The sequence below is a fragment of the Terribacillus aidingensis genome, from assembly GCF_900215625.1.
GTDB lineage: Bacteria > Bacillota > Bacilli > Bacillales > Amphibacillaceae > Terribacillus > Terribacillus aidingensis.
Genome location: NZ_OBEK01000002.1, coordinates 736,844 through 763,218, shown reverse-complemented (window position 1 = coordinate 763,218; position 26,375 = coordinate 736,844). Strand labels below are relative to the sequence as shown.

Genomic DNA, 26,375 nt, shown 5'->3' with positions numbered 1-26,375 from the left:
AAAACTGACGTGATTTACACAACCTTTACATTGAGTTTATTATTCCTTAACGATGACAAGCTATTATGTAGTTGTAAGGCAAAGGAACTAATCGAATTTCGTAGGGGGAAAATCAAACATGAAGAAAATGAAACTATCTGTATTGCTTGCAATGTTTGCACTTGTAATTGGTGTACTTGCAGCATGTGGCGGGAACGCTGGCGGCGAACAATCTGAAGAAGACAACAGCGGGAGCAGTAACAGCGGAGGCGGAGATGCATCTGAAACTTCTATTGTAGTAGCAGGTTCCAGTGCAATGCAGCCATTAGTAGCAGCAGCAGCTGAAATGTACCAAGAAGATAACACAGACGCTGACATTCAAGTAAACGCAGGTGGTTCCGGAGCTGGCTTAAGCCAAGTTCAGGAAGGTTCAATCGATATCGGTAATTCCGACGTATTCGCAGAAGAAAAAGAAGGCATCGATGCTGATGCACTTGTAGATCATCAAGTAGCAGTAGTTGGTATGACTGCAGCTATCAACCCTGAAGCAGGCGTTGATAATCTTACAAAAGAGCAATTGATTGATGTATTCACTGGCGAAGTTACAAACTGGTCTGAAGTAGGCGGAAATGACATGAAAATTACTCTTGTAAACCGTCCGGATTCCTCAGGTACTCGCGCAACTTTCGTAAAATATGGTCTTGAGGGTGCTACTCCAGCAGAAGGAATCACAGAGGATTCATCTAACACAGTTAAACAAATCGTTGGAGATACTGATGGTGCAATCGGCTACCTAGCTCTTTCTTACTTTGATGATGATTCTATCGTAAAGGCTAAAATCGATGGCGTAGAAGCAACTAACGAAACAATCGGATCTGGTGACTTCCCAATTTGGGCTTATCAGCACTCTTACACAAAAGGAGAAGCTGAAGGACTAGCAAAAGAATTCCTGGATTACCTATTGAGCGATGAAGTGCAAAGCTCTATCGTGCCAGATCAAGGTTATGTTCCAATGACGGACATGCAGGTTGAGCGCGATGCAGAGGGTAACCTAACAGACAAATAAGATGTAAAACACAAGGTAGATGCAGTGTATCACTGCATTTACCTTACTGTGGTTTTAAACTAGCTATTACATGCAGCAGAGACTGATTAAATTTTTCTTTTCTGCTGTTCTTAAGAGGAGTTGTAGAAGTTGGCAAAAGCATCAGTTTCTTCATCAGCCCACGATAGGCTGATCTTAACAAAGAATAACAGACGGTGGGATGAAGTGCGGGGACGTGCACTGGTAACCACATGTGCAGTTATTATGATTGCTGCTACTATAGCAATCACAATCTTTCTTGCCCAAAAGGGCCTGCAATCATTTTTTGTCAATAATATTCATCCAATTGCATATCTAACCAGCACGAATTGGAATCCAACAGGTGAGAATGCATCTTACGGCATTTTCCCATTCATCTTCGGCTCCTTGGCTGTTACTTTTCTTTCAGCACTGGTAGCAGCACCTCTAGGGATAGGAGCAGCAATATTTATGAGTGAGATATCTCCTAAATTTGGTAAGAAAGTACTGCAACCAGTTATCGAACTTTTAGTAGGTATTCCTTCAGTTGTGTATGGTTTTATAGGACTGGTTGTTTTGGTGCCTTTAGTGCGTGATCACCTGCCAGGTAACGGATTCAGTCTATTTGCAGGGGTTGTTGTTTTAACAGTTATGATCCTCCCTACGGTTACAACTATAGCAACAGACGCAATGAGATCACTTCCTAACAGTCTGCGCCAAGGTTCTCTTGCGCTGGGAGCAACTCGCTGGCAGACAATACGAAAAGTTTTAATTCCAGCGGCACTTCCATCGTTACTAACAGCTATTGTTCTTGGAATGGCTCGAGCTTTTGGAGAAGCACTCGCAGTTCAGATGGTAATCGGAAATACGAGAGACATACCTGGAAGTATATTTGATACATCTGCGACTTTAACAACCATCGTAACATTGAATATTGGGCATACAACAGATGGAAGTATAGAAAACAATACCTTATGGTCCATGGGTCTGATTTTGCTGATAATTTCGTTTATCTTCATCCTAGTTGTCCGTTACTTATCAGGTAGGAGGAAAGTCTAATGAACAGCAGAATCACAGATAGAATTGCAACAGGTGTATTTTATACCATAGCAGCGATCATGGTTGCTTTGCTGCTATACCTATTTTATTTCATTTTGGCTAATGGGTTACCGCAAGTTACGTGGGACTTTTTGACTTCTGAATCAAGTTCTTACAAAGCTGGAGGCGGTATCCGAGATCAGTTATTTAACTCACTATACATTCTAGTCATTACGATGATTATAACAGTACCGCTAGGTGTTTTTGGCGGTGTCTATATGGCAGAATATGCAAAGCCAGGTAAACTTACTAGCTTTATACGCAGTTGTATCGAGATGCTGGCATCCTTACCTTCTATTGTTGTGGGTCTTTTCGGCCTTCTGATCTTTGTTAACAAGATGGGGCTGGGTTACACCATTATCGGTGGTGCGCTAGCTTTAACAATCTTCAATATACCAGTTATGGTTCGTGTTACAGAAGATGCCATTAACAGTGTTCCAAAAGAACAAAAGGAAGCTAGTCTGGCATTAGGAATAACAAGATGGCATACAATCAAGACAGTTCTTTTGCCATATGCATTCCCTGGAATCCTTACGGGTGCAATCTTGGCATCAGGACGCGTGTTTGGGGAAGCGGCAGCTTTGCTCTATACAGCAGGACTTTCTACTCCTTCTCTCGATTATGGGAATTGGAATCCATTGGCAGATAATTCTCCGCTGAATATTTTCCGGCCTGCAGAAACATTGGCAGTTCATATTTGGTCGGTAAACACACAAGGTCTGATACCAGATATCCGGGAAGTTGCTAACGGAGCCTCAGCTGTTCTAGTTATTGCTGTATTAGTTTTCAACATTCTCGCTCGATGGTTAGGCAGTGTTATCCATAAAAAACTTACTGCAGGTAAATGATAGAGAGGAGAATAGGATATGAATTATACAGTTGATAGCCCAAAGGAGACAAAGAAAGAAAAATTGCTAAATTATTCAACACAGTTCAATAAAGAAGTTGTGCTGGATGTGAAGAATCTAAGTATATTTTATGGGAATAAAGAAGCGGTAAAACGTGCTAATATGGGAATTGAAAAAAATGCTGTAACAGCATTAATTGGACCATCTGGCTGTGGGAAATCAACATTCATCCGTTCTATTAATAGAATGAATGACTTGATTCCGTCTAGTCGAGCAGAGGGGGAGATCATCTATGATGGCATTAATATCCTCCGCAGTGATGTGAATGTAGTTGCTCTTCGTGCTGAGATTGGGATGGTATTTCAAAAGCCAAATCCATTTCCTAAATCAATTTACAACAATATTACGCACGCATTGAAATATAACGGACAAAAAAATAAACAAGCTCTCGACCAAATTGTTGAAGAAAGTTTGCGTAAAGCTGCCCTGTGGGATGAAGTGAAAGATCGATTGCATCAATCTGCTTTATCTTTATCTGGCGGTCAGCAACAGCGGCTTTGCATCGCTCGAACGCTTGCAATGGAGCCGCGAATCCTATTGTTAGATGAACCGGCATCTGCACTCGACCCGGTTTCTAACGCTAAAATAGAGGAATTAATTCTTCAGCTAAAAGAAGATTATTCTATTGTAATTGTTACCCACAATATGTCTCAGGCATCACGTGTGTCTGATAAAACAGCATTCTTCTTTAATGGTGATGTTGTGGAGTATGACGACACAAAGAAAATCTTCACTAACCCTTCTGAGACGAAAACAGAAGAATATATTTCCGGAAGATTCGGGTAGGAGGCATTTGCGATGCAAGCGGCACCAACGAAAGAGACAATATTCCAAGTTAATGATTTGAATTTATGGTATGACGACTTTCATGCATTGAAAGACGTTAATCTCGAAGCGAAAAATAATGAAATATACGCGATTATTGGACCATCAGGTTGTGGAAAATCCACTTTCATTAAGACACTTAACTTAATGATTAATATGGAGCCTGGTGTACGAATGACAGGAGAAATCAACTACAAAGAAAAGAACCTGCTTGATTCCAGAGTTGACTTAGTTGATTTACGCCGTAATGTCGGAATGATTTTCCAAAAGGGAAACCCTTTCCCACAGTCAATTTACGATAATATTGTTTACGGGCCAAAGATTCATGGTATAAAGAAAAAGAGCGAGCTAGATGAAATCGTTGAAACGACACTGAAAGATGTAGCGTTGTGGGATGAAGTAAAGGATCGTCTGAAAACCTCTGCGATGGGACTTTCCGGGGGACAGCAGCAGCGTTTATGTATCGCACGTGCGCTGGCAACAACACCAGATGTAGTATTAATGGATGAGCCAACATCAGCGCTTGATCCGATTTCTACTTTGAAAATTGAAGAGCTTATGACAGAACTGAAAAAGAAATATTGTATTGTTATCGTAACGCATAACATGCAGCAAGCTTCTCGTATCTCTGACAAAACTGCTTTCTTCCTGCATGGTCATGTGGTGGAAGCAACAGAAACAAGTAAGTTATTCTCAAATCCTGAGGATAAACGGACAGAAGACTATATTAGCGGTCGTTTCGGTTAAATGATGCACTGGAGGAGAACATATGGTAGCTAGAGAACAGTTTTCAGCAGATTTAGAAGCAATTCAAAAATCAATCATTTCTTTTGCGTTTGAGGTAGATACTGCACTAAAACAAGCAATTGATGCATTGTATGAAAGGAACAGTGACCTTGCGTATAGAGTTATTGAGAATGATGAGATTTTGAATAAGCGCGACCAAGATATAAATGAGGCAACGATTCAGCTTATTGCGATGCAGCAGCCAGTAGCAACTGACTTGCGCCGGTTGGTGGCATTTCTTCGTGTATCCACTGATTTGGAACGCATGGCTGATCACGCAAAGAATATCGCCAAAAGTGTAAATCGGTTAAATGTGCTCAGTCCGTATGAAATTCCTTTGGCAATTCGTGATATGCAGGAAGTTGTCAGCAAAATGATCCATAGCGCTATACAAGCCTTTGAGGAAGAAGATATTAGTAAAGCGAAAAAGTTAGCTGACCTTGATAACGTAGTAGACAGTATGTACGGCGAATTGTTCCGTGATATGCTGGATGAGCGTAAGGCAGAGGCAGGCAAACATCAGCAGATGATGCAGCTTGTATTCGTAGGACGTTTCGTTGAACGAATCGGGGACCATATTACAAATATCGGTGAAGGTATTTTGTATTTGGTTAAAGGTACATCCATTGATTTAAACAAATAAAAAGCAGCGGCTGCTGGATGCCGCTGCTTTTTATTTTGTTAGTAAGTCCGTAATTTCTTCATAGGACATATCAGAACTGACATGATAGGTTCCTACTTGTAATGCTTTACTTGCTTTCGTAACGTTCAAATAAGTGAGAAAAGCCTCTCCATCTTCGAGAATGCTCTTTTCCTCTAATAGCTGAGCTACTTCATCACTCGTCATACCGCTTTTAAGCTTCAATTGGAACTTCTCCGTTTGTGCTGTTTCTGTTTTTTCTTTCGTTTCTGTTTTTTTCTGGAGTTCTTCATATTCTTGGCTGCTTAGAATATAATAATCATCTTCTGCTAAACGTGTTTTCATTTCTTCTGTGCTAAGTTGTTCCTTTTTAATTGGAGCTGTCGAGGTTGTTTTTGTTGCACTATCGTCAGACGTGATATATAGAAACAGCATACATACGCCTGCGAGCAGAAGAGCGGCGGCGAAGCCTTGTAGTACTTGCTTCATCGTTGTCCTCCTGTTTGTCTGGCAACGCGGTATACATCGTCCTCTGCTAAACCTGTCTCGTTTGCAATTTCTTTGATGCTGTATCCCTGTTGATGCAGTTTTTGAACCTTCTGGAAGATGGCTGGTTTTTGCGAGCGGTTTTGTTTTGATTCACGCTGTGTTGTCGGCAGCAATTCTTCTTCCAGTACTTTAATTTTTTTGTTCATTGTATATGTTTCCTGCATGGTGGATAAGGTCAATTGTTCGATTTGCTGATCCATATTCTTAAATTTATCCTGCATAAAGAAAGAAAAAATCCAAAGAATGATGCCTGCTGCAAGAAAGGTGATGGCAGCGATTAACATGATGTGTGTTACCTCCTAATTATTGCTATCCTATTTATATCATATTGATGGAGACAGTGATATAGAGATTTCGACAAAATACTAGCTTCTTATTAAATTGTTGAGGATAAAGGTTGATATAGCACCATAATTCTGCTATTATTAGGTGGTCTGAAGATCGTTATGTTTTCATACAATTATTTAAGATTGTTGGGAGGGATTATACATGCGTGTAAACATTACTCTCGCCTGCACAGAAACAGGAGATCGTAACTACATTACAACAAAAAACAAGCGTAAACATCCAGAACGCATGGAGCTTAGAAAATATAGCCCACGCTTGAAAAAGTATACGCTGCACCGCGAAACAAAATAAGTTTGTATAAAAGACTCCCCCTATTGGCGGGAGTTTTTTGCATACAGGGAGGTTTCGTGATGGAAGAGAAGAAACGTCTTCGTCAGGAAGGGCTTCAGCTGCTGAGAGAAATACCGCCAACTGAAAAGCTTCGTATAGAACATCAATTGGCTTCGTTTCTTTTTTCATCAGCTGTCTGGAAACATGCGAACACGATTGGTCTCACAATGGCGCTGCCGCATGAATGGGATACAACGAGGATTATTCAGCAAGCTTGGCTGGAAAAGAAAAATGTGTGCGTGCCGCTTACGCTGGAGAATAGAGGAATGCAGTTTTACTATGTAGAAAGCTATAATCAGCTGACAGACGGTGCTTTTCAGATTAAAGAACCCGTTCCGGACCGATGCACACCTGCTTTCAAAGAAGACATCGATTTGCTCCTTGTTCCTGGGCTTTTATTTGATAAGGCAGGGTATCGGATTGGGTATGGCGGCGGTTATTATGACCGGTATATTGCCGATTACCGTCATACGACCATCGCCATTGCCAGCAGTCAGCAGTTTAGACAATCTTTGCCTGCTGGTCCTTATGATCGACGTGTCGGGCATCTTCTGACAGATGATGGTTTTATTGACTTAACCGAATAGCAGCCTTCTGGTTCGGGACACACTAAGGTTATCCCGGAGGAAAGGATGGGTGCTGATGTGGAAGTCGATTATCACTGCAGTGTCACTCACAGCCAGTGTGATATTTTTAATACGAGAGCGCTATCGTGTGCTGAATGCAATTTTGGCCGTTACGGTTCTTCGAAAAGGACTTATTCGGCTGTCGATGGGATTCGGACCCTTGCGTTCCCGGATGCTGCCAATGTTATTTAAACGCTCAGTGTAAACTGAGCGTTTTTCCATGACTTTTTTGATACACTGTAGGCAAGAGGGGGAGAGGTATGACCTACAACGAAGAAACGGCTTACTATCGAATGATTAATCATCTGATTGCCGCGCATGATTTTACTTTTGTTAGAGCAAATGAAGACTTGCGTGTTTGCTGGCTGGAAAGAAAGCGGAATGGGATAGTGCAGATGGTAAGATTAACGTCACGCACCTTCGCGTGGGCCAACCATTTGAAACGGGACATTCTAAAGGCAGCTAGCGATATACAGCAAATGACAAAAGGCATCTTCGCTAAGAAGGTTCAGATACATAACGTCTATTTTGGTGATCAAGGACCTGCGGATGAGTGGTCAAAATTAAAGAAGCCAATGATCATTAAAAGCAGAAGACCAATTCCGATGCAAACGTATTACTTGGATCGAGATACTTATCAGTCTGAAATGGAGAAACTCTTTCGCCATTTGAAGCTGAGCGATTCGGTGTCGCTTGTATCGGATGAGGAAAGAAGTGACGAGAAGCTGGAAATGGAGAAAAGCAGGCTTCGGAGTTTGCTTGTACAGCAGCAGCAGGCAGACCAAGCTGTATTTCACCGCAAGAAGCCATTGCTTGTATACGTTTTTATCGGCATTAGTTTACTTCTGTTTCTTATAGAGGTGCTTCTTGGAGGCTCGACTAATTCTGCTGTACTCATTGATCTTGGAGCAAAATATAACCCGTTAATTTTAGCGGAGAATCAATGGTGGCGGATTATCACCTCGATGTTTTTGCATATCGGCGCTTTGCACTTGATGACGAATATGCTTTCTTTGTATTATCTGGGAACATTAACTGAGCAAGTATTCGGCCATCGGCGGTTCTTCTTCGTCTATTTGCTAGGCGGAATTATAGGCGGTTTAGCCAGTTTTGCTTTTTCTCAGAACTTAAGTGCAGGCGCATCCGGAGCTATTTTTGGTTTGTTCGGAGCATTGCTCTATTTTGGGACCGTCTATCCGAAGTTATTTTGGAGGACTATTGGAAACGGATTAATTGTCATATTGCTGATCAATCTAGTGATTAGCTTTGCTGCTAGTCATGTAATTGATGTTTATGCTCATTTAGGCGGGTTAATTGGCGGCTTTGCCAGTGCGATGCTGGTTGGTATGCCAGGTAAAAAGTCGTTAACAGCACGAGTCGGCGGGGCTTTATTAAGCCTTGTGTTAATAGCCGGCTTGCTTGTTTATGGTCTCCTGGGACCAGTCAATACAGCATTACATGAAGGTTTGAAAGCAGAAGCTGCCTACAAGCAAGATGATTATCAAATGGTCATACAGCACGCTACAGGTGCTTTGGATAAAGGAGGCAGTGATGCTGCCCGGCTGCCATTGTTTTATCGAGGTTTGGCTTATTCTCAAACTGGAGAATTAGAGAAAGCGATTCAGGATTATGACAGGCTTGTCCGTTTAACGCCAGAAGATCCTGCTGTTCATTATAATCTTGCCCGCATTCTCCAGATAAACGGGCAAGAAGAGGAGAGCTTGCGTCATGCGAAGCGTGCAGCAGAGCTTGATTCCAGCAACAAACAGTATCAGCAGCTCGTACAAGAGCTTTCTCAGTAATATTGCAGAAGCTCTGCGTGTTTACCGGTTTCGTCCTGGTAAATGACGCGTAAGTGCTTGCCATTTTTATCAAACAGGAGCAGTGGAATATACGTCTTCACTGTTCCTTTTTCTACTGCAGGACCGATTGGCACAAGATAGTTTCGGTAGAGCCCTTCCCAAAGTCTGCTGATGATCTCCTGCCTTTTTTTATCGTCTGAAAGTCCGTTTATGGCTGCTAAGTCAGCGGTCGGGAGTGCTGTGAGTGGCACCTCGATATAGTTAGCAGCTGGAATGGACAGCTGCTGTTTGGCCTCTGTCCATACGTACTGAAGGGTGCTGTTCGTTTGCGACTCTGCAAGATACTGCGCATTCGTTTCTGAATCGCTTTTGGGGAAGGAAAATAACTCAAACTTATTTGCTGTGTACGTACGAATACCAGTCATCTTTGATGTACTAGTAATATCGTTGTGATGAAGTTCCGCAAAGTGATAAGAGATAGCATCCAGCTGTTTGTTTGGATGCAGAGTATGGGTTGTCTGCTGCTGCAGTGCACGTGCTGGCTGCTGCCATTTGTTCAATACGCCGACTAATTCGCCATTCTCATACAAAAGACCAATATCCTGTCGTAAATACGCATCTTGATTGAGTGTACTTTGGATATGCCAACGGATACGCCGGAAGTCGATTTTTTTCAGAGAAGTGGCTGCATTTGTAAATGCTGCGGACGTATTCAGCGGGAAGTGCTGAATTACCGGCTGCGGCTGCTGAAGTCGTATAAAATAAAGTGAGCAGAGGACAAACGAGAAGAAAACACAACTACTAATAAGCCATTTACGCATTTTTGCTCGCCTCCTAAGTGGACAAACTGTAGCTTATTGATACTATGTAAGAGAGCGATATTTTATGAAAGTAGGGGATTTTATGCAGCATATTGATCGCATTGCAAGCACGTTAGAGAAATTAGTACATATACCTAGTCCATCCGGCTATACAGATCAGGCTATTGCATTTTGTAAAGATTTTGCCGATTCACTTCGTCTTACCTCCCGTGTCACAAATAAAGGCAGTTTGCTCATTACGGTTCCGGGAACAGACGAGTTGCAGCACCGCCTGTTAACGGCGCATGTGGATACACTAGGAGCGATGGTGAAAGAAATCAACGCAGACGGGACACTTTCGTTAGCAATGATTGGCGGTTTTCGCTGGAATAGCGTGGAAGGCGAATATTGCACCATACACAGTAAAAATAAAACTTACTCTGGCACCATTCTTATGCATCAGACATCTGTACATGTGTATCGGGATGCTGGGGAAGCCGAGCGGGATGAAAACAATATGGAAGTTCGCATCGACGAACAAACGGATACTGGGGAAGAGACAGAAGCACTTGGAATCCGTGTCGGCGATTTTGTATCCTTCGATCCGCGATTCAAACGCACGTCTGCCGGTTTTATTAAATCAAGGCACTTAGATGATAAAGCAAGTGTAGCTATTCTGCTGGAGCTGCTTCGTGAGTTAAAGGAAACGGAAACCCAGCTGCCGTATACGACGCATATCCTTATCTCCAATAATGAGGAAATCGGGTATGGCGGGAATTCCAGCATCCCAGCTGAAGTAGCAGAATACCTTGCAGTTGATATGGGAGCGATTGGTGATGGCCAGGCGACTACGGAATATGATGTATCCATCTGTGTCAAAGACTCTAGCGGACCCTATCATTTTGCTTTGAGAGAAAAGCTTGCTGAACTGGCTGAAACAAACAGCCTTTCCTACAAACTGGATATTTATCCATACTACGGTTCGGACGCATCGGCAGCAATACGAGCCGGCTACGATATCCGACACGGACTAGTGGGGCCGGGCATTGCTGCTTCTCATGCTTATGAAAGAACACATGAGCAAGCTTTAACAGCTACGTATAAGCTATTGAACGCTTATCTCAAGAGCAGCATGTAAACATTCTAAAGATGTGACCTGAAGTTTATAAACTTCAGGTCATTTTTTTTACAACAAAGCATAATGTTAAAAAGGTGTAAACGCAGTCTTAAAACATTTTCAATTTTAAGTGAAGGTTGTTATAATATGTTAGGTGATATAAATGAAAACGGTTTATGATGTCATGCAGCTTTTAAAGACATTCGGAATTTTTGTATATATAGGAGATCGTAATCTGGATTTGCTGATGATGCAGTCCGAACTGCGAGAGCTGTATACCAATAATCTGCTGTCCTTGGAAGAATATGGACAAGCGAATATGATTTTAACAAAAGAGATAAGTGCTTTATCGGATAGTCATGAAGGAGCGGGAAACAATGAGTAAGGAAGCAGAGCGTATTTTAGTCGGTGTTGATATCGGCGGAACAACAATCAAACTTGCTCTTATTAATGAGGCAAGCGATATCGTGGAAAAATGGGAAATTAAAACCGACAAGCAAGAACAAGGTTTACACATTCCAAAACAGATTTGGAAAACCGTTCAGTCCAAGCTGACTGAACTTGGAATTGATAAGGATCGTGTAAGAGGGATTGGTGTTGGAGCGCCAGGTTTTATTGTGCCGCGCAACGGTGTTATTGCAGAAGCGGTTAACGTAGGCTGGCGCAATTTTCCTCTTTCCGCTGAGCTGGGTGTTTTGTCAGGCTTGCCAGTTTACATTGATAACGATGCGAACTTAGCAGCACTTGGGGAAGTGTGGAAAGGTGCTGGCGCCATGAAAGGAGATATTATCGCCATTACGCTCGGTACGGGAGTAGGCGCTGGTATTATTTCGAATGGACATATTGTAAATGGCATTAATGGTACTGCTGGTGAAATAGGACACATTACAGTAGAAGAAAATGGAGCACCGTGCAATTGTGGGCGAAAAGGCTGTTTGGAGACAGTATCTTCTGCAACTGGCATCAGCCGCTTGGCGTTAGTGGCCGCGCAGGAACACCCTGAAAGCGAACTTGGAAAACGTCTGGCTGAGAACGGAGATGTATCTGCTAAAGACGTATTCGAGCTGGCTGCGGCTGAGGATGATAGTGCAAAAGCGGTTGTAAACAAAGCTACAACTGTTCTGGCAAAGGTTTTAGCAAGTGCCGCTATCCTTACGAACCCAGCTCGTATCATCATCGGGGGCGGCGTTTCAAGAGCGGGAGATGCTTTATTAGATCCTATTAAAGCGGCTTTTAAACAAGCTGCTTTACCTAGAACAACGTATGAATGTGAAATTGTACCGGCACAGCTTGGCAATGATGCGGGCGTTTACGGGGCCGCTTATCTTGTTAAACAACATCTGGATGAAATAGCGCAATAAAAAAGAGACGCATGCATGACAGCAGCGCAAGCTGCTGTCATTTGTTTACGCTCTGTTCTACTATGAGGAGGCTTTTAATTCTGTGAAACGATCTGCTGCACCATTATATATTTTGGCGACAGTTTTGTTTGGCTTAAAGACGTACATTGTTTATCGTTTCTTATTTAACATCAGTTTAGATAATGCTATGCAGGAATTTATTCTGTTCCTAAACCCGTTTGTCAGTGCGTTTTTTGCTTTTGGGCTTAGCGTATTGATTTCCCGGAAGTGGCAGATGCATTACATTCGATTCATCAGTTTAGCAGGCTCCATCATCTTGTACATCAACTTAATTTTTTACCGTCACTTTAGTGATTTCTTAACAGTGCCGGTCCTCATGCAAGGAAGTAATGCCGCAGATCTTGGCGGCAGTATACTGAATCTTATTTATCCACAAGATATTTTGCTGTTGCTTGATGTTGCTATCATCTGGTTCCTGAGCTTCCGTTATAAGGAAAAAATGACGGTTGACTACCTTAGAAGAAAGAAAATATCTACCATGGCAGCAATCGCTGCACTTATCGTCGTAAATGTAGGACTTGCCGAAGCAGAACGGCCGCAGCTGTTTACGCGCGGCTTTGACAGAGAATACCTTGTAAAAAACATTGGCGTATATAATTTCCATGCTTATGATGCAGTTATGCAATCCAAAACAGAAGCGCAGCGTGTTTTTGCTGATGGAAATGAGCTCCCGGAAATTCTTTCCTATGTAAATGAAGAAGTCGAAACGGAAAAGTCTGCAAAGTTCGGGCAAGCAGAAGGAAAAAATGTAATATTCATTTCCTTAGAATCCATGCAAAGCTTTTTGATTCACAACACGCTCAACGGCGAAGAAGTGACACCTTTCCTTAACAGTTTGACAAAAGACAAAGATACGTATTATTTCGAGAATTTCTATCACCAGACAGAACAAGGGAAAACATCTGACTCGGAGTTCTTGGTGGAGAATTCGATCTATCCGCTGCCTCGTGGGGCTGTATTTTTCACCCATGGCCAGAATGAATATAATGGCACACCAGAAATCCTGGGTCAGGAAGGCTACAAAACAGCGGTATTCCACTCTAATAATTCTAGTTTCTGGAACCGTGATGTTATGTACGACAGCTTAGGTTACGATAAATTTTATGACGAAAACAGCTATAACGTCATTTCAGAGGGTGAAGACAAAAATACCGTAGGCTGGGGACTGTTGGATAAGCCTTTCTTTGAGCAGTCCATTCCATACTTGCAGGAGATGGATAAGCCTTATTACTCAAAATTTATCACGTTAACAAATCACCATCCATTTGATTTGCCGGAAGAAGATGCGTCCATTGATCAATTTGATTCTAACTCCCAGACATTAAACAAGTATTTCCAAACAGCCAGGTATACAGACGAGGCTGTGGAACAATTTTTCGATCAGCTGAAAGAAGCTGGAGAGTATGAAGATTCCATTATCGTGATGATGGGCGATCATTATGGCATTAGTGAATACCATAATAAAGCCATGAGTCAGTACTTGGGCAAAGATATTACACCTTACCAGCAGGTGCAAAATCAGCGGGTGCCTTTCTTTATCCATATCCCTGGAGATAACAATGGGCAGGTCATGGAACAAGTAGCCGGACAAATTGATGTAAAGCCAACAATCCTCAGCTTGTTAGGAGTTGAAGCAGATCATGATATCCAGTTCGGAAATGATTTGTTCGCAGAAAATCGAAAAGATTACACTGCGCTGCGAAATGGCGACTTTATTAGTGAAGACTACGTGTACACTAATGATATGTGCTACGACAGACAAACTGGTGAACCAGCAGATGAACTAGAGGGGGAAGAAGCTGAGCTTTCTGGAGAAACTGGTGAACAGATAGAAAGTGTCTGTGAACCAATTCAGGAACAGGTGACAAAAGAGCTTAATTACTCTGATCGAATTATCTATGGAGATTTGCTGCGCTTTTATGACTTTGAAAAAGGAAAAGAGAAAACAAACTAAAAGGATCGCTGCCTCATGCAGCGGTCCTTTTAGTTTGTTGAAAGTGAACAGTGTAAAAAAATACAGCCGCTGACAATAAAGAAAAATGAATTGTTTAAAATGGTTTTTTTGCATTCTGCCTTTAAAATACAACACCTATATATGCAACAAAGATCAAGTTTTTTTGTTACTATCAGTTTCAGTTTCACTATGGGCAAATTTGCTGATTTCCTGCTATACTGATAGGGAAAAGCTTGGCAAATGCCATCACCAGCAGCAGACACATACTAACTTGTCGAGCCTTTTCAGAAGAAATCCAATTGGAAAGGAGCTGGCGAAGAATATGCAAATACATACATTAGGTCTGGGACCAATGGGGACGAATTGTTACATAGTAGAAGCAAAAAATGACTGCCTTATCGTTGATCCAGGTGGAGACAGCGTGAAATTAATCGAGTGGATTAAGCAAAAGGAACTGCGTCCGCAGGCAATTTTGCTGACACATGCTCACTTTGATCATATTGGTGCAGTGGATGATGTCCGAGATGTTTATCATATCCCGGTATATCTGCATGAGGAAGAAGCGGATTGGCTTGGGGATCCCGGTAAAAACGGATCGAAAATGTTTCCAGTTAAGCAAATTACGGCAAGAGACTGTGATGAAACATGGAAGCTTGGCGATATGCAGCTAGAGCATTTTCATTTTGAAGTTCGGCATACGCCCGGACATTCACCTGGCAGTATCTCTCTCGTATTCCATAAGGAAGGCTGTGCAATCGTGGGGGATGCATTATTCCAACGCGGGATAGGGCGTACCGATTTGTATCGCGGTGATTTACCTACACTAATGAGCAGCATTACAGAACAGCTTTTGACGCTGCCGGAAGATACTGTCGTCTACCCAGGTCATGGGCCGACAACAACAATAGGTGAAGAAAAAGCAAAGAATCCATTTTTGACATAAGAAAAGATCCTGCACATAACTCGTGCAGGATCTTTTTACTGGGCTAGCTGGATTCGAACCAACGATAACGAGACCAAAACCCGCTGCCTTACCACTTGGCTATAGCCCATCGGTACATCCATTATTGTGTACAGTGCTTGACGAATTATACATCAGCTGGATATATTTTTGTAAATTCCAGGGGTTCGGCATTTTTATCTGCTTGTACAACATACATGACGAGTATTTGCTGTTCACTTTTGTTGATGGTAATGGATGCAGTCACAGCTTGATTATTAATCATCCATTTTTCTTCATCTGAATCCAGCTGAGGGAGATAGTGCTGTTCAACGGTTTGTACTGCAATGGAGATGGCCTGCTCCAATCTGTATTGTTCAAATAGCAAGTCGGTTGATTTGACGTTGGTTTGGAGCAGCAAGCTGCCTGAAGTAAGCAGCAAAAGAAAGAACGCAGTAACAAATAGCAGAAATGGATGCAGAAACCCTCTTTCATTGAATAGAAAGTCGTTTTTCATATAATTCATCCTTGTTTGCTTTAATGGTTATGACAATAGTGTCGCCATACTGTATGACCTTCCAATCCTGTATACGATGCAAATATACTTCGTGTCCTTTGCCATTCACCTGCCTGCGAATCATATTTTTATATTTCTCGAATACGGCTGTTTGACCTTGCTGGTTTTGAACATATAATTTACCATCTGCTGCTTTTATGTTATTTCCTTTATAAATCTCCAGGGAGATAAAGTACAGGCCTTGCCTTATTGATACAGCTTCTGCGTTGGCTTCATGCTGTAAAGGAGTCAATAGGAGCGGAAGTGTGGAAACAATTAAAACAAGAATCCCTAAGCTAATCAATGCTTCTAACAACGTAAACCCTTTATCCTTCGAGATACCCATATAAGCATCGCCTCTCATTACGTCCTTTTGCTGTTATCTCCATACAACCTTTTTTTAAGCCATCATCGTTTGTAAAGCGGAAGGTAATAGTGAAATTATCTTCAATTACTTCATGATTGTTTGGATTGCTTCTTGCTAATTCATTTTGAAGCAAGCTGTAATAGTAGGAACGCTTCTCCTGTATATGCAGTTCTTTTTTATAATCCAACAGTAAAGGCAGCAGAAGGGTGCATAAAACGAAGAACATTGCGAACGCAATCAAACTCTCCAACATAAGGAAGCCTGCTTGGTTAAATTTCCTCATAATAGCCTCGCGCTTTCCCGAGCGGAAAAATAAGCAGTTCTGTTCCGTTTGGTGTATCAATAAAAAAACTTCCTGCTGAAAGTATGGAACCATATTTACTGAATGAAAAATTACCAGCGTGTGTATAGGTGCGAATTCGAATGCTATCAGGTATAGGATGTACCAGAATATTTTTCTCGTCCCGAGCAGAGTAGATTTCATATCTGTCTTTTTCCAAGTAAAGTTTAGCGGAGTGATCGAACTGGTTATATTGCTGTAGAAACAATAGATCTTGTTCAAACTGTTTTTTGAATTGCTTCGCTTCTGCCTCTTTAAGCAGATGTTGCTGGACACCTGCTCCAATTCCGATCAAAAGAGAAGCAAGTCCAAGGACAATGGTTAATTCAAGTAAACTGAATCCTCGTTCTTTAGGAACTTGGTACATCAATTAAAGAAACCTCACCGGCAGAGCTGATTGCGAGCTGACGCTTCCCGCCTTGACAAGTGCTTTCAGTCAAGTAACCGTCTTCGAGCTGTGCTATAGTTGTCGGTGCTGTGCCATGGTCAATCCGATATGTTTCAACTTGGCTTTCTGCTAATTTCACAAGAGCTTCACAGCCTTCTGATTGAACATGTTCATTTTTATCCGCTAAATTGGGTACAATCAGAATCATCAGCACAGAAATGACCAGCAGGACAATAAGCATTTCAATTAAAGTAAAACCTTTTTCATTTTTCATGGGTTTCCCTCGCTTTTATAATGTATGAACCATTTGAAACATCGGAAGCAGCAGTGACAAGTAAACAATAATAATACATAAAGCCATAATACAAAGCAGTGCAGGTTGGAGGAGCTGAAGGACAGTTTTCATTTTTTCTTCCATTTTAGAAGTCGTAATCTCGGCATACATAAGTAAATCTTTTGCTTGGGAATCAGCATCTTCTTCCGTGCGCAATATATTCTGAAGCTGTGCATCCAGAAGCGGATATGCAGAGAGGCATTCGGTTAGTGTATGACCGGAGGCGAGCTGATGAAGTAAGGAGCTGCAATATAATTGGAGAATATCATGATAATGCTGCTTACTAAGCAGCTGCAGACTTTCGTAAAAAGATAGACCTGCGGTGAGCAGGTTGCCTAGCTGAATAGCAAATTGAAAACTAGTTTGTGTGCGAAATATCCGGCTGACCAGAGGAAGCTTTTCCAAATACGGACGTTTCTTTGCAGCCGTCCAGTTTCTTCGGATGTACCTTTGAAATACGAAGAAACAAGCAGCAGCAATTGCGAGAAGAATACTTCCCATGAGCAGCATATTGACAAGACCGGAGAAGAAACGCAGAAGATCTGCTGACTCAGCAGAGTAAGTAAAGAGGTTAAGAAAAGAAGGGTAAACATATAGCTTTACAAATAACAGCAGCATAAAAATACTGAACAGTAAAAACAGCGGATAGCGGGTGACCTTCTTAAACTTGTTCAGCTGCTGCATTTGTTTCTGTAAGGTACCATAGCTTCTGGCAAGAGCTTCTTCCAGATTGCCATCGTGATGTGCAACGTAAAGATGAATGACAATGACTTCCGAGAAGCGGGCAAAAGAAAAAGCTTCATCCAGTCTCATCCCTTGCTGTAATCCAGATTGCAGCTTGTTGGTAACAGCTCGCCATTGCGGCTGCCAGTGGAGAAAATCCAGCGAACGGGCCATATCATATCCTCGTGTTCGAAGCCTATGGAGCTGCTTCAGAAACTGTATTTGCTGCTCCGTAGACAACAGCATGTCTGTTTTTCTGATTGTAATCCATTTCTTCTTTAACAAAACCGTATGCATAGGCTTTCCTCCTAAGTTCAGCAAAAGTCAGGAAAGACGACTTTGAATTGTGGAGCAGATGATGTATGTGATGGGCATTTGCAAGTTCCATAATAGCGGCACGAGATGGATACGGCTGCTGAATCGGAAGTAACTCCAGCGAGGCGACACCGATTAACGTGTGCTGGAGGTCTGCGATCGGAATCCCCATTTCCTGCAACCGGTGAATAGCGCCTGCTGCATTTCTGGCATGTAGGGTGCTGATGACGAGATGGCCGGTACGTGCTGTTTCAAAAGCAAAACTGGCGGTAGATTCATCTCTTATTTCTCCAATCATTAACACATCTGGGTCATGGCGAAGTGCTGCTTTCAAACCTGCTTGGTACGTAAGCCCGGCTTTTTCGTTCACTTGTACTTGCAATAAATTGTCCATTTTTTTCTCTATAGGGTCCTCTAACGTTATTGCTTGGCATGCTTTGCTGCGAAGCAGATCTTGGAGAATAGCATACATCATTGTTGTTTTACCGCTGCCAGTTGGGCCAGTAAACAAAATAATGCCTGTTTGCTCCGTTAACAGCTGCCGCAGTAACTGCAATTGAAATGGAAAAAGGAAAAGTTTTTCTAACATGGGGGCATCACTTTGGGGCAGAATGCGGATAGCTAAGCTTTCTAACTGTTTCAGCGGCAATGTCGATAACCGAAGGGAATAGTGCTGCTGTCCTTTATACGTAAATGGCATCGCTCCATCCTGAGGTTTTTGCATTTCTCCAATATCCATGCCGCTAATAAACTTATAATAAGCAATCAGTTTTCGGAATGATAACGTAGAGATGCGGTTTGCAAGAACTCTTTTTCCATGAATTCGCATGTAGACATTTGTTTCATTGGTATCTGGTGTGAAATGGATATCAGATGCATGCTGCTCAATTGCTTTTTCCAACAAGCTTTCTGCAATAACGGAAGGACTTTCCTGCATGTGCATTACCTCCTTTGAGCATACAATACCCGAAGAAAAATAGCTTGTCACCTTATGGAATGAACAGTTTCCATGGTTCTAGCACGGAGAAAATGTTGATTTTACTAACAAAACATGCAGTTTTACCATTCTGGTATAGAGAAGAACGAATTTGGTTACCATACAAGTAAAAGTAAGAAGGGGTATTGTTTATGTCTTCTAATGATTACTTCCGATTCGTTACCCAGGAGCTGGTGAAAAAAATGGATACACCAAAACCTGAAAAGAAGCTGAAAGAAAAGGAAAAACATCAGCTGCACGGAAAGTGGTTCGGTGTCTTGCCGTTCGCTTTTAAACTATTATTCCGCCGCAAAAAGTAAGAGGCCCGAACGCTATGTTCAGGCCTCTTTTTTTTGAAGCAGCTGCCGCGATGTTTTTTCTGATAAGTAAAAGATGCCGGCATTAATCGTTTCAATGTGGATAGAAGGTGTTAATCGGCGGTTCAAGGCAGCTAGCTCGTTATCGTATAAAGCTGCTCGTTCTTGCCGAAGCTCCTCATCCTGTTCTTCTTGGCTGTTTGGATCAAAAAAGTGGGCTAATAAGCTTTTTTCCTGTTCGAGTACGCTCGTCGTTTCTGTCACCCAGCCGGTATCAAGTGTATCCAAATACGCTAGCATGTAGCTGCTGATCCGCTGGTAGCCGCTAGGGTAGCGGATAACAGGGGATAGGCAGTAACAATGATCACTAATTTGCTGCTTGAAATCTAAATTAGTGAAGTTTTCCATTGCATTTGTCATGAATTGCCCGTTTAAGAGCTGCAAACCGACAGAGTGCGTTTCCGTTCGTTTGCGCTTACCGGAAAAATGCACACTCATGTTGCGGATCAGCCATGGATACAAAGCTGTCCTGGAATTGGTGTCTAGTTTCTCATAAAGTCGGGCCACTTGAGCAGATGAACGAATAAGACGAAATATTTGATGCAGACGCGGGCTGCCAAAATGAATATGCTCTGCTTTTTCTGCTGTCTGTTCTGGGTCCGTTAGCAGGGTGAGCTCCATTGGTTCGCCTTCTTGGCCGAGCTTCTTTTTATAACGCCAATAAAAGGGGCGATTCATCAATTCTTCATCCAGTGCAGGTGTAAGCTGAATGCGGAGCAGACCGTCGTTTTCCTCTAGCAGCTGACAGCCATTTGAGATAAAGAATTTGCGCAGGAATTGATGCAGTATGTGTCTATCCATGCATTTTACTCCTTTCGATCTGCTCACCAGTTTCGCTGATTACGGCAGTCAGATTATCGAGCTTCACTTTGATTTCGCCGTCTGACCTGGAATCAGCGAAAATACGTTTGATTTCTTTTTCCATATCCGGCACTTGCAGTTCGGCAAGAATGTGGTCTAGATTACCAATAACCCGTTCGAATAGATTGATCTTCTTATATAACAATTCAAGAATATGTGCCTCTAATGTATCTCGTACAGCAAAGTTATAGATTTGAACGTCGTTTTCCTGACCAAAACGGTGGATTCGACCAATTCGCTGTTCCAGCCGCATCGGATTCCATGGCAAATCGTAATTGATCATATTGCTGCAAAATTGCAAGTTGATTCCTTCGCCGCCAGCTTCAGTAGCAATTAATACTTGGGCATGCTTTTCGAATAATTCGCGCATCCAATCTTTTTTACCGGCTTTAAAACCGCCGCGGAACGGAACGGAAGAGATGTCATGCTGCTTCAACATCCATTGCAGATAAAACTGCGAGGCGCGATATTCGGTGAAGATAATAAACTTTTCCCCCGCTGGTGCTGCTTTAATGAGTTCAATCACTTTCAATGCCTTGCTGTGATGAGGCAGTTTTTCAATGGCTTGCATGAGCGGAAGATACACGTCGCTTGACTGCGGATTCTCCTCGACCATTTTCTTCATCGACAAATAGGCTGCTTCCCTGGAACTGCATAGCTCACGAAGCAAGGTAATTCTAGCGAATGTTGCAGCAGCGCTAGTAGAGTCTTGCATCGTATCGTAAACGTCTCTTTCTGCATCCTCAAAATCAATCCAAACGGTTTCTACTTTCCGTTTCGTCCACTGCAGCCCCGTGTCATCGCGACGGTTGCGGACCATCACTTTGCGAATCAGTTCTTTTAAATAATGATGCTGCTCTAAATCATTTCGATCGTCTCCATATGTATCTTTGAATTGTTTGTAACTGCCTAAGTAACCAGGCTTCAAAAGAGATACAAGGTTATAAATATCGCTAAGCTTATTTTGCACAGGAGTAGCGGTCAGAAGCAGGCAATATTTCTTTTTTAGCGATTGAATAAAGCTATAATTCTTTGTTCGGCTGTTCTTCAATTTATGCGCTTCATCAATCAGCACAAAATCATAATCTTGTTCCAGAATGATTTCCCTGTGCGGCGTACGTTTTGCTAAATCAATGGATGAGACGATTACATCATAATGTTCCCATACGTATTGCTTACGCTGTGAAGCAGCTGGAATATGGAATTTACTGTTCAGCTCATTTACCCACTGATTAACAAGTGATGCAGGTACGAGTAAAAGAACCTTCTTTACCAAACCGCGGATCATCAATTCTTTTAACACAAGTCCTGCTTCAATTGTTTTTCCGAGACCCACTTCGTCCGCCAATATTGCGCGTCCGTTCATCTCTTCTACAACACGCCGGCTTGCTTCCAGCTGATGGGGGTGAAAGGTCATATGCGGAAGATAACCAGGTGCGACTAAACCGGTAAACGTATCAATATTCGTTGCTTTAGCAGCTGTGTAAGCCATTTGGAAATGTTCCCATGACACTGTTTCTGCTTCTTGCTGTACAATATCATGCATCTTTTCGATGAACAATTGATCATCTTTTACATGCGCCTGCATAATGGTTTCATCTCCTTATTCTTCGGAGTTTCAGAGAAAAAGCTATAAAAAGATCGACACTTTTTAAAAATGTTATGTTATAATGATGCTGAAACCAAACATTATCCAATAATTTTATTAGAATGTTTGGATTTTGCTTTTTTAATAAGTTGATTGTCTGTTAGTATGCCCGCGTTTTCCTAATTTCATAAATCGCGAGTGAATGTTGGAGGAGAGACCGCGTTTATGCGGCGCCGAAGGAGCAAATATTGAGTGAATCTCTCAGGCAAAAGAACTCCAGCACGACGCAACTCTGGAGAGTGCTTCCGCGGAAGCCACCCAAGAAGCAATTATCGTCCTTCGACGACTAAGAAACTTTCTGGTAAATGGACAGAGCCCCTCAAGCAGTATTTGAGATGGGCTCTGTTTTTATGTTGCGAGGTACATAAGAGAGGAGAAGGATGATGAGTGAGTTGAAAAGAACACCAATTTATCCTGCCTATCAGGCAAACAGCAAGACAATTGATTTCGGCGGTTGGGATCTGCCTGTTCAGTTCAGCGGCATCCAAGAAGAGCACCATGCAGTTCGCAAAACAGCTGGCTTATTCGATGTATCTCATATGGGGGAGATTCTTGTTCATGGTCCGAAAAGCAAGGACTTCTTGCAGTATGTCTTGACGAATAATATCGAACTGCTCGTTCCAAATAAAGCACAATACAGTATTATGTGCTATGAAAATGGCGGTACGGTGGATGATCTGATTGTTTATATGCTGGAAGAAAATCGATATTTGTTAGTGGTGAATGCTTCCAACACAGAAAAGGATTTCCAATGGCTGCTTTCGCATAAACGTGATGGCGTGAAAATTGAAAACCTGTCAGAAGCTTATATGCAAGTAGCTTTACAAGGACCGCTTGCGGAGAAAATCCTGCAGCAGCTCACGGATGAGAAATTATCGGAAATTTCATTTTTCCGATTTGCTTATCCGGTTCAGCTCACTGGTGTCGAGGGAGAATTTCTAATTTCCCGTACCGGTTACACAGGCGAAGATGGCTTTGAAATTTATGGTCCGGCAGCTAGCGGCCAGGCTGTCTGGGAAACCATACTGGTTGCAGGAACTGCGTTTGGTCTCAATCCAGTAGGGTTAGGAGCAAGGGATACACTTCGCTTTGAAGCAAATTTACCTTTATATGGAAATGAACTGACAAAAGATATTTCGCCAATTGAAGCAGGTATCGGGTTTGCTGTGAAAACGAACATCGCTGCTGATTTTATTGGCAAAGCAGTCTTAAAAGAGCAAAAAGAGAACGGAACAGCTAGAAAGCTTGTTGGTATTGAGATGCTGGATAAGGGAATACCTCGCCATGGCTATCCGGTTTATTCTGGCGAGGAACAAATAGGTGCCGTAACAACAGGAACCAAGTCACCAACGCTGGATAAATCGATCGGATTAGCGCTATTGCGTACAGATGCAGCCAAGGAAGGTGACATCGTCGACGTGCAGATTAGAAAGAAACGGCTGCAAGCCAAGGTTGTCACACTACCATTCTATAAGCGGACATAGGGGGATATTAGCCATGGATTTCAGATACTTACCGATGACAGAGCAAGATAAGAAAGACATGCTGCAAACGATAGGTGTAAAGGATACCGAAGCGCTTTTCGCAGATATTCCAGATGCAGTACGGCTTAAGAAGCCGCTTCAGATTAAGGAACCAAGAAGTGAAGGCGAATTGAAAGCAGAACTTGCCGCACTGGCCAATCAAAATGTGACGATGAAAACACATGCATCCTTCTTAGGTGCAGGTGTGTATGACCACTATATTCCTTCCATCGTCGATCACGTAATTTCCCGATCTGAGTTTTACACAGCTTATACGCCGTATCAGCCAGAAATATCGCAAGGCGAACTTCAAGCTATCTTTGAGTTCCAAACGATGATTGCCGAACTGACGGGAATGGATGTGGCGAACAGCTCTATGTATGATGGCGGAACGGCGCTTGCAGAAGCTGCAACATTAAGTGCCGGTCATACCAAAAAGAAAAAGATTATTGTATCAGAAGCTGTCCACCCGGAATCGCGTCAGGTGATTGATTCCTATTGCAGAGGACAGCGATTGGAAGTAGTAACGATTCCGCATAAAGACGGTGTGACAGATTTAGAAGCACTGCAAGAAGCTATTGATGAAGAAACTGCGAGTGTCATCGTGCAGTATCCGAACTTCTTCGGCCAAGTAGAAGCACTAGCTGACATTCGTACAATCCTTCATACACAGCCGAAAGCAATGATGGTTGTTTCCAGCAATCCGCTAGCATTGGGCTTTTTGACACCACCAGGAAATTTCGGAGCTGATATCGTTGTGGGCGATACACAGGTGTTCGGTATACCAGCACAATTTGGCGGCCCGCATTGCGGCTATTTTGCCAGCTCATCCAAATTGATGCGAAAGCTGCCGGGACGACTGATCGGACAAACAAAGGATGAAGAAGGAAGGCGCGGTTTCGTCTTGACGCTGCAAGCACGTGAACAGCATATCCGTCGAGACAAGGCAACATCAAATATTTGCTCCAACCAAGCGCTGAATGCTTTGGCTTCTTCTGTGGCAATGAGCGCATTGGGGAAACAGGGCTTAGCTGAAATGGCTTACTTAAATGTACAAAAAGCGCAATACATGAAAAAACAGCTCGAAGCACACGGGCTGGAAGTTATGTTTCAACATAGCTTTTTTAACGAAATTGTTATCAAAGTAAATGGTGATATACAAGCTTTGCAAGATCATCTATTGGCACAAGGGTTTATCGGGGGATATCACTTGGGACGGACGGATGATCGATTAAAAAACCATATGCTGGTCGCTGTGACGGAGCAGCGTACGAAAGAACAGATTGACATATTCGTAAGAGAGGTGGCGGCTTTCCATGCAAAATAATACAGATTTCCCGTTGCTGTTCGAACTTTCTCAAACTGGCAGAACAGGATATAGCTTGCCGCCGCTTGATGTACCGGAAACGGACACAGCAGAAGCATTCGATTCGGCATATATCCGCACCGAGCCTGCAGCATTGCCTGAGCTGAGTGAATTGCAAATAATACGGCATTATACAGCATTATCACGAAGAAATTACGGTGTCGATTCTGGTTTCTACCCGCTTGGTTCTTGTACGATGAAGTACAACCCGAAAATTAACGAAGATATTATTCGGATGGACGGTTTCAGTCACATACATCCGTATCAAGATCCAAAAACGGCGCAAGGTGCGCTGGAAGTAATGTTTGATTTGCAGGAACAGCTGAAGGAAATTACCGGTATGCATGATGTGTCCCTGCAACCAGCAGCTGGTGCACATGGGGAATGGGCTGGCTTGATGATGATCCGAGCGCTTCATGAGAAGAACGGGGAGACCCAGAGGACGAAGGTAATTGTTCCGGATACCGCGCACGGTACGAATCCAGCTTCTGCTACTGTAGCAGGTTTCGAAGCTGTCACAGTAAAATCAAATGAACAGGGACTTGTAGACTTGGATGATTTAAGACGTCTGGTTGGAGAAGATACAGCTGCATTGATGCTGACAAATCCAAATACACTCGGACTGTTTGAGAAAGATATCTTGGAAATGGCTGAAATTGTACATGAAGCTGGCGGAAAACTTTATTATGACGGTGCCAACTTGAACGCCATCATGGGTTATACCCGCCCTGGCGATATGGGCTTTGATGTGGTGCATTTGAACTTGCATAAAACATTCACTGGACCACATGGAGGCGGCGGCCCAGGTTCCGGCCCAGTCGGTGTTTCTGAAGAGCTTGCCGCTTTCCTGCCAAAACCTGTTGTCCGCAAACTAGACGGAATCGTCATTCTTGATGAAGATCGTCCCGAATCAATCGGACGGGTGAAGCCGTATTACGGAAACTTTGGTATCAATGTACGGGCTTATACGTATATTCGTACGATGGGGCCAGAGGGGCTGAAGCGTGTGAGTGAATATGCGGTTTTGAACGCAAATTATATGATGCGCCGTCTTAGTGAAGTATTTGAATTGCCTTACACACAGCATTGTAAGCATGAGTTCGTGCTGTCAGGGCGCAAACAGAAAAAACTTGGTGTGCGTACACTCGACATTGCCAAACGATTGCTTGACTTCGGGTATCATCCGCCGACCATTTACTTCCCGCTGAATGTAGAAGAGGCATTGATGATTGAACCGACAGAAACAGAAGCTAAAGAAACACTAGACAGCTTTATAGATACGATGCTGGAAATTGCAAAAGACGCAGAAGAGAATCCAGAAATTGTCCAAGAAGCACCATATACAACGATTGTCAGCAGAATGGACGAAACAACAGCGGCTAGAAAGCCTATTCTGCGGTATATTCCAGAATAAA

The 26,375-nt window shown here is 42.7% G+C and carries 31 protein-coding genes, 1 tRNA gene and 1 riboswitch; of the genes, 19 read left to right on the top strand and 13 right to left on the bottom strand.

The genetic code is table 11. The features are described 5' to 3' along the window. Positions 1-118: 118 nt before the first annotated feature. The 6 genes from CRO17_RS09170 to phoU all read left to right on the top strand — a co-directional run bounded on the left by CRO17_RS09170 (position 119) and on the right by phoU (position 5,302). A complete protein-coding gene (locus tag CRO17_RS09170; protein ID WP_097041455.1) occupies positions 119-1,045 on the top strand; it encodes a phosphate ABC transporter substrate-binding protein PstS family protein in 927 nt (308 codons plus the stop codon). A 129-nt stretch (positions 1,046-1,174) separates the two neighbouring features. Then, the gene (gene pstC, locus CRO17_RS09165; protein ID WP_097041453.1) at positions 1,175-2,101 is read left to right on the top strand and encodes a phosphate ABC transporter permease subunit PstC; all 927 of its coding nucleotides are present in this window, start codon (positions 1,175-1,177) and stop codon (positions 2,099-2,101) included. Beyond that, complete coding sequence (gene pstA, locus CRO17_RS09160; RefSeq protein ID WP_097041451.1) at positions 2,101-2,988, top strand: phosphate ABC transporter permease PstA; 888 nt, start codon at positions 2,101-2,103, stop codon at positions 2,986-2,988. Before pstC ends, pstA begins: the two co-directional genes overlap by 1 nt. 18 nt (positions 2,989-3,006) lie before the next feature. After that, positions 3,007-3,834: a phosphate ABC transporter ATP-binding protein PstB gene (gene pstB / locus CRO17_RS09155; protein ID WP_097041450.1), complete on the top strand. Its 828-nt coding sequence runs from the start codon at positions 3,007-3,009 to the stop codon at positions 3,832-3,834. Between the two features lie 12 nt (positions 3,835-3,846). After that, positions 3,847-4,620, top strand: a complete 774-nt coding sequence (pstB, locus tag CRO17_RS09150) for a phosphate ABC transporter ATP-binding protein PstB (protein WP_097041448.1) — start codon at positions 3,847-3,849, stop codon at positions 4,618-4,620. A 22-nt stretch (positions 4,621-4,642) separates the two neighbouring features. Beyond that, on the top strand, positions 4,643-5,302 hold the full coding sequence (gene phoU / locus CRO17_RS09145; protein ID WP_097041446.1) for a phosphate signaling complex protein PhoU: 660 nt from the start codon (positions 4,643-4,645) through the stop codon (positions 5,300-5,302). A gap of 30 nt (positions 5,303-5,332) precedes the next feature. Here phoU and CRO17_RS09140 read toward each other — a convergent pair whose 3' ends face one another. Both CRO17_RS09140 and CRO17_RS09135 read right to left on the bottom strand, forming a co-directional pair. Continuing rightward, complete coding sequence (locus tag CRO17_RS09140) at positions 5,333-5,788, bottom strand: endolytic transglycosylase MltG (RefSeq protein WP_097041444.1); 456 nt, start codon at positions 5,786-5,788, stop codon at positions 5,333-5,335. Then, positions 5,785-6,132, bottom strand: coding sequence for a helix-turn-helix domain-containing protein (locus CRO17_RS09135; RefSeq protein WP_097041443.1), 348 nt, complete (start codon positions 6,130-6,132; stop codon positions 5,785-5,787). Before CRO17_RS09135 ends, CRO17_RS09140 begins: the two co-directional genes overlap by 4 nt. Positions 6,133-6,337: 205 nt before the next feature. On the opposite strand from CRO17_RS09135, the gene rpmG reads away from it, so the two are divergent. From rpmG to CRO17_RS09120, 4 genes are read left to right on the top strand one after another with little or no spacing between them, the layout of a single operon-like run. Beyond that, positions 6,338-6,487 carry a 50S ribosomal protein L33 gene (gene rpmG / locus CRO17_RS09130; RefSeq protein WP_038561326.1) on the top strand — a complete coding sequence of 50 codons (150 nt, stop codon included), beginning with the start codon at positions 6,338-6,340 and terminating at the stop codon, positions 6,485-6,487. Between the two features lie 59 nt (positions 6,488-6,546). Next, positions 6,547-7,113, top strand: a complete 567-nt coding sequence (locus CRO17_RS09125; protein WP_097041441.1) for a 5-formyltetrahydrofolate cyclo-ligase — start codon at positions 6,547-6,549, stop codon at positions 7,111-7,113. A gap of 55 nt (positions 7,114-7,168) precedes the next feature. Beyond that, positions 7,169-7,357 (top strand): hypothetical protein, encoded by a 189-nt coding sequence (locus CRO17_RS17285; protein WP_101896433.1) that lies wholly within the window; start codon positions 7,169-7,171, stop codon positions 7,355-7,357. Positions 7,358-7,412: 55 nt separating this feature from the next. Next, the gene (locus CRO17_RS09120; protein WP_097041439.1) at positions 7,413-8,954 is read left to right on the top strand and encodes a rhomboid family intramembrane serine protease; all 1,542 of its coding nucleotides are present in this window, start codon (positions 7,413-7,415) and stop codon (positions 8,952-8,954) included. Here CRO17_RS09120 and CRO17_RS09115 read toward each other — a convergent pair. After that, the gene (locus tag CRO17_RS09115) at positions 8,948-9,775 is read right to left on the bottom strand and encodes a hypothetical protein (protein WP_097041437.1); all 828 of its coding nucleotides are present in this window, start codon (positions 9,773-9,775) and stop codon (positions 8,948-8,950) included. The genes CRO17_RS09120 and CRO17_RS09115 overlap by 7 nt on opposite strands. Positions 9,776-9,857: 82 nt before the next feature. Here CRO17_RS09115 and CRO17_RS09110 point away from each other — a divergent pair, with 82 nt between their 5' ends. The 5 genes from CRO17_RS09110 (at position 9,858) to CRO17_RS09090 (ending at position 15,189) form a co-directional block, all read left to right on the top strand. Next, positions 9,858-10,892 (top strand): M42 family metallopeptidase, encoded by a 1,035-nt coding sequence (locus CRO17_RS09110; protein ID WP_097041996.1) that lies wholly within the window; start codon positions 9,858-9,860, stop codon positions 10,890-10,892. Positions 10,893-11,034: 142 nt separating this feature from the next. Next, positions 11,035-11,256, top strand: coding sequence for a YqgQ family protein (locus tag CRO17_RS09105; protein WP_097041435.1), 222 nt, complete (start codon positions 11,035-11,037; stop codon positions 11,254-11,256). Further along, entirely contained in the window at positions 11,249-12,232 is a 984-nt protein-coding gene (locus CRO17_RS09100) for an ROK family glucokinase (protein WP_097041433.1), read from the top strand. The genes CRO17_RS09105 and CRO17_RS09100 overlap by 8 nt, the downstream gene beginning before the upstream one ends. An 82-nt stretch (positions 12,233-12,314) precedes the next feature. After that, on the top strand, positions 12,315-14,246 hold the full coding sequence (locus CRO17_RS09095) for an LTA synthase family protein (RefSeq protein WP_245864739.1): 1,932 nt from the start codon (positions 12,315-12,317) through the stop codon (positions 14,244-14,246). 322 nt (positions 14,247-14,568) lie between these two features. Next, complete coding sequence (locus tag CRO17_RS09090) at positions 14,569-15,189, top strand: MBL fold metallo-hydrolase (RefSeq protein ID WP_097041431.1); 621 nt, start codon at positions 14,569-14,571, stop codon at positions 15,187-15,189. 38 nt (positions 15,190-15,227) lie between these two features. Here CRO17_RS09090 and CRO17_RS09085 read toward each other — a convergent pair. The 8 genes from CRO17_RS09085 to comGA form a co-directional block, all read right to left on the bottom strand. Beyond that, a tRNA-Gln gene (locus CRO17_RS09085) sits at positions 15,228-15,298 on the bottom strand. Between the two features lie 36 nt (positions 15,299-15,334). Next, positions 15,335-15,703: a hypothetical protein gene (locus tag CRO17_RS09080; RefSeq protein WP_097041429.1), complete on the bottom strand. Its 369-nt coding sequence runs from the start codon at positions 15,701-15,703 to the stop codon at positions 15,335-15,337. Continuing rightward, the gene (gene comGF, locus CRO17_RS09075) at positions 15,678-16,088 is read right to left on the bottom strand and encodes a competence type IV pilus minor pilin ComGF (RefSeq protein WP_179636932.1); all 411 of its coding nucleotides are present in this window, start codon (positions 16,086-16,088) and stop codon (positions 15,678-15,680) included. Before comGF ends, CRO17_RS09080 begins: the two co-directional genes overlap by 26 nt. Further along, positions 16,069-16,362 (bottom strand): hypothetical protein, encoded by a 294-nt coding sequence (locus tag CRO17_RS09070; RefSeq protein WP_097041425.1) that lies wholly within the window; start codon positions 16,360-16,362, stop codon positions 16,069-16,071. Before CRO17_RS09070 ends, comGF begins: the two co-directional genes overlap by 20 nt. 16 nt (positions 16,363-16,378) lie before the next feature. After that, a complete protein-coding gene (locus CRO17_RS09065; protein ID WP_097041422.1) occupies positions 16,379-16,816 on the bottom strand; it encodes a type II secretion system protein in 438 nt (145 codons plus the stop codon). After that, positions 16,800-17,111, bottom strand: coding sequence for a competence type IV pilus major pilin ComGC (gene comGC / locus CRO17_RS09060; protein WP_097041420.1), 312 nt, complete (start codon positions 17,109-17,111; stop codon positions 16,800-16,802). The genes CRO17_RS09065 and comGC overlap by 17 nt, the downstream gene beginning before the upstream one ends. Positions 17,112-17,126: 15 nt before the next feature. Further along, complete coding sequence (locus tag CRO17_RS09055) at positions 17,127-18,191, bottom strand: type II secretion system F family protein (RefSeq protein WP_097041417.1); 1,065 nt, start codon at positions 18,189-18,191, stop codon at positions 17,127-17,129. After that, complete coding sequence (gene comGA, locus CRO17_RS09050) at positions 18,091-19,146, bottom strand: competence type IV pilus ATPase ComGA (RefSeq protein WP_097041415.1); 1,056 nt, start codon at positions 19,144-19,146, stop codon at positions 18,091-18,093. Before comGA ends, CRO17_RS09055 begins: the two co-directional genes overlap by 101 nt. 191 nt (positions 19,147-19,337) lie before the next feature. Here comGA and CRO17_RS09045 point away from each other — a divergent pair, with 191 nt between their 5' ends. Then, positions 19,338-19,505, top strand: coding sequence for a YqzE family protein (locus tag CRO17_RS09045; RefSeq protein ID WP_077308704.1), 168 nt, complete (start codon positions 19,338-19,340; stop codon positions 19,503-19,505). A gap of 18 nt (positions 19,506-19,523) precedes the next feature. Here CRO17_RS09045 and CRO17_RS09040 read toward each other — a convergent pair whose 3' ends face one another. Together CRO17_RS09040 and CRO17_RS09035 are read right to left on the bottom strand one after the other, a co-directional pair. Further along, positions 19,524-20,363, bottom strand: coding sequence for a YqhG family protein (locus CRO17_RS09040; protein ID WP_097041414.1), 840 nt, complete (start codon positions 20,361-20,363; stop codon positions 19,524-19,526). Further along, the gene (locus CRO17_RS09035; RefSeq protein ID WP_097041412.1) at positions 20,356-22,011 is read right to left on the bottom strand and encodes a DEAD/DEAH box helicase; all 1,656 of its coding nucleotides are present in this window, start codon (positions 22,009-22,011) and stop codon (positions 20,356-20,358) included. Before CRO17_RS09035 ends, CRO17_RS09040 begins: the two co-directional genes overlap by 8 nt. 198 nt (positions 22,012-22,209) lie before the next feature. Beyond that, a riboswitch (glycine riboswitch) is annotated at positions 22,210-22,298 on the top strand. A 156-nt stretch (positions 22,299-22,454) separates the two neighbouring features. Here CRO17_RS09035 and gcvT point away from each other — a divergent pair. From gcvT to gcvPB, 3 genes are read left to right on the top strand one after another with little or no spacing between them, the layout of a single operon-like run. Continuing rightward, on the top strand, positions 22,455-23,555 hold the full coding sequence (gene gcvT, locus CRO17_RS09030; protein WP_097041410.1) for a glycine cleavage system aminomethyltransferase GcvT: 1,101 nt from the start codon (positions 22,455-22,457) through the stop codon (positions 23,553-23,555). Between the two features lie 13 nt (positions 23,556-23,568). Beyond that, positions 23,569-24,921, top strand: coding sequence for an aminomethyl-transferring glycine dehydrogenase subunit GcvPA (gene gcvPA / locus CRO17_RS09025; RefSeq protein WP_097041409.1), 1,353 nt, complete (start codon positions 23,569-23,571; stop codon positions 24,919-24,921). Further along, positions 24,911-26,374 carry an aminomethyl-transferring glycine dehydrogenase subunit GcvPB gene (gene gcvPB / locus CRO17_RS09020; RefSeq protein ID WP_097041407.1) on the top strand — a complete coding sequence of 488 codons (1,464 nt, stop codon included), beginning with the start codon at positions 24,911-24,913 and terminating at the stop codon, positions 26,372-26,374. Before gcvPA ends, gcvPB begins: the two co-directional genes overlap by 11 nt. The last annotated feature ends 1 nt before the right edge of the window (position 26,375 follow it).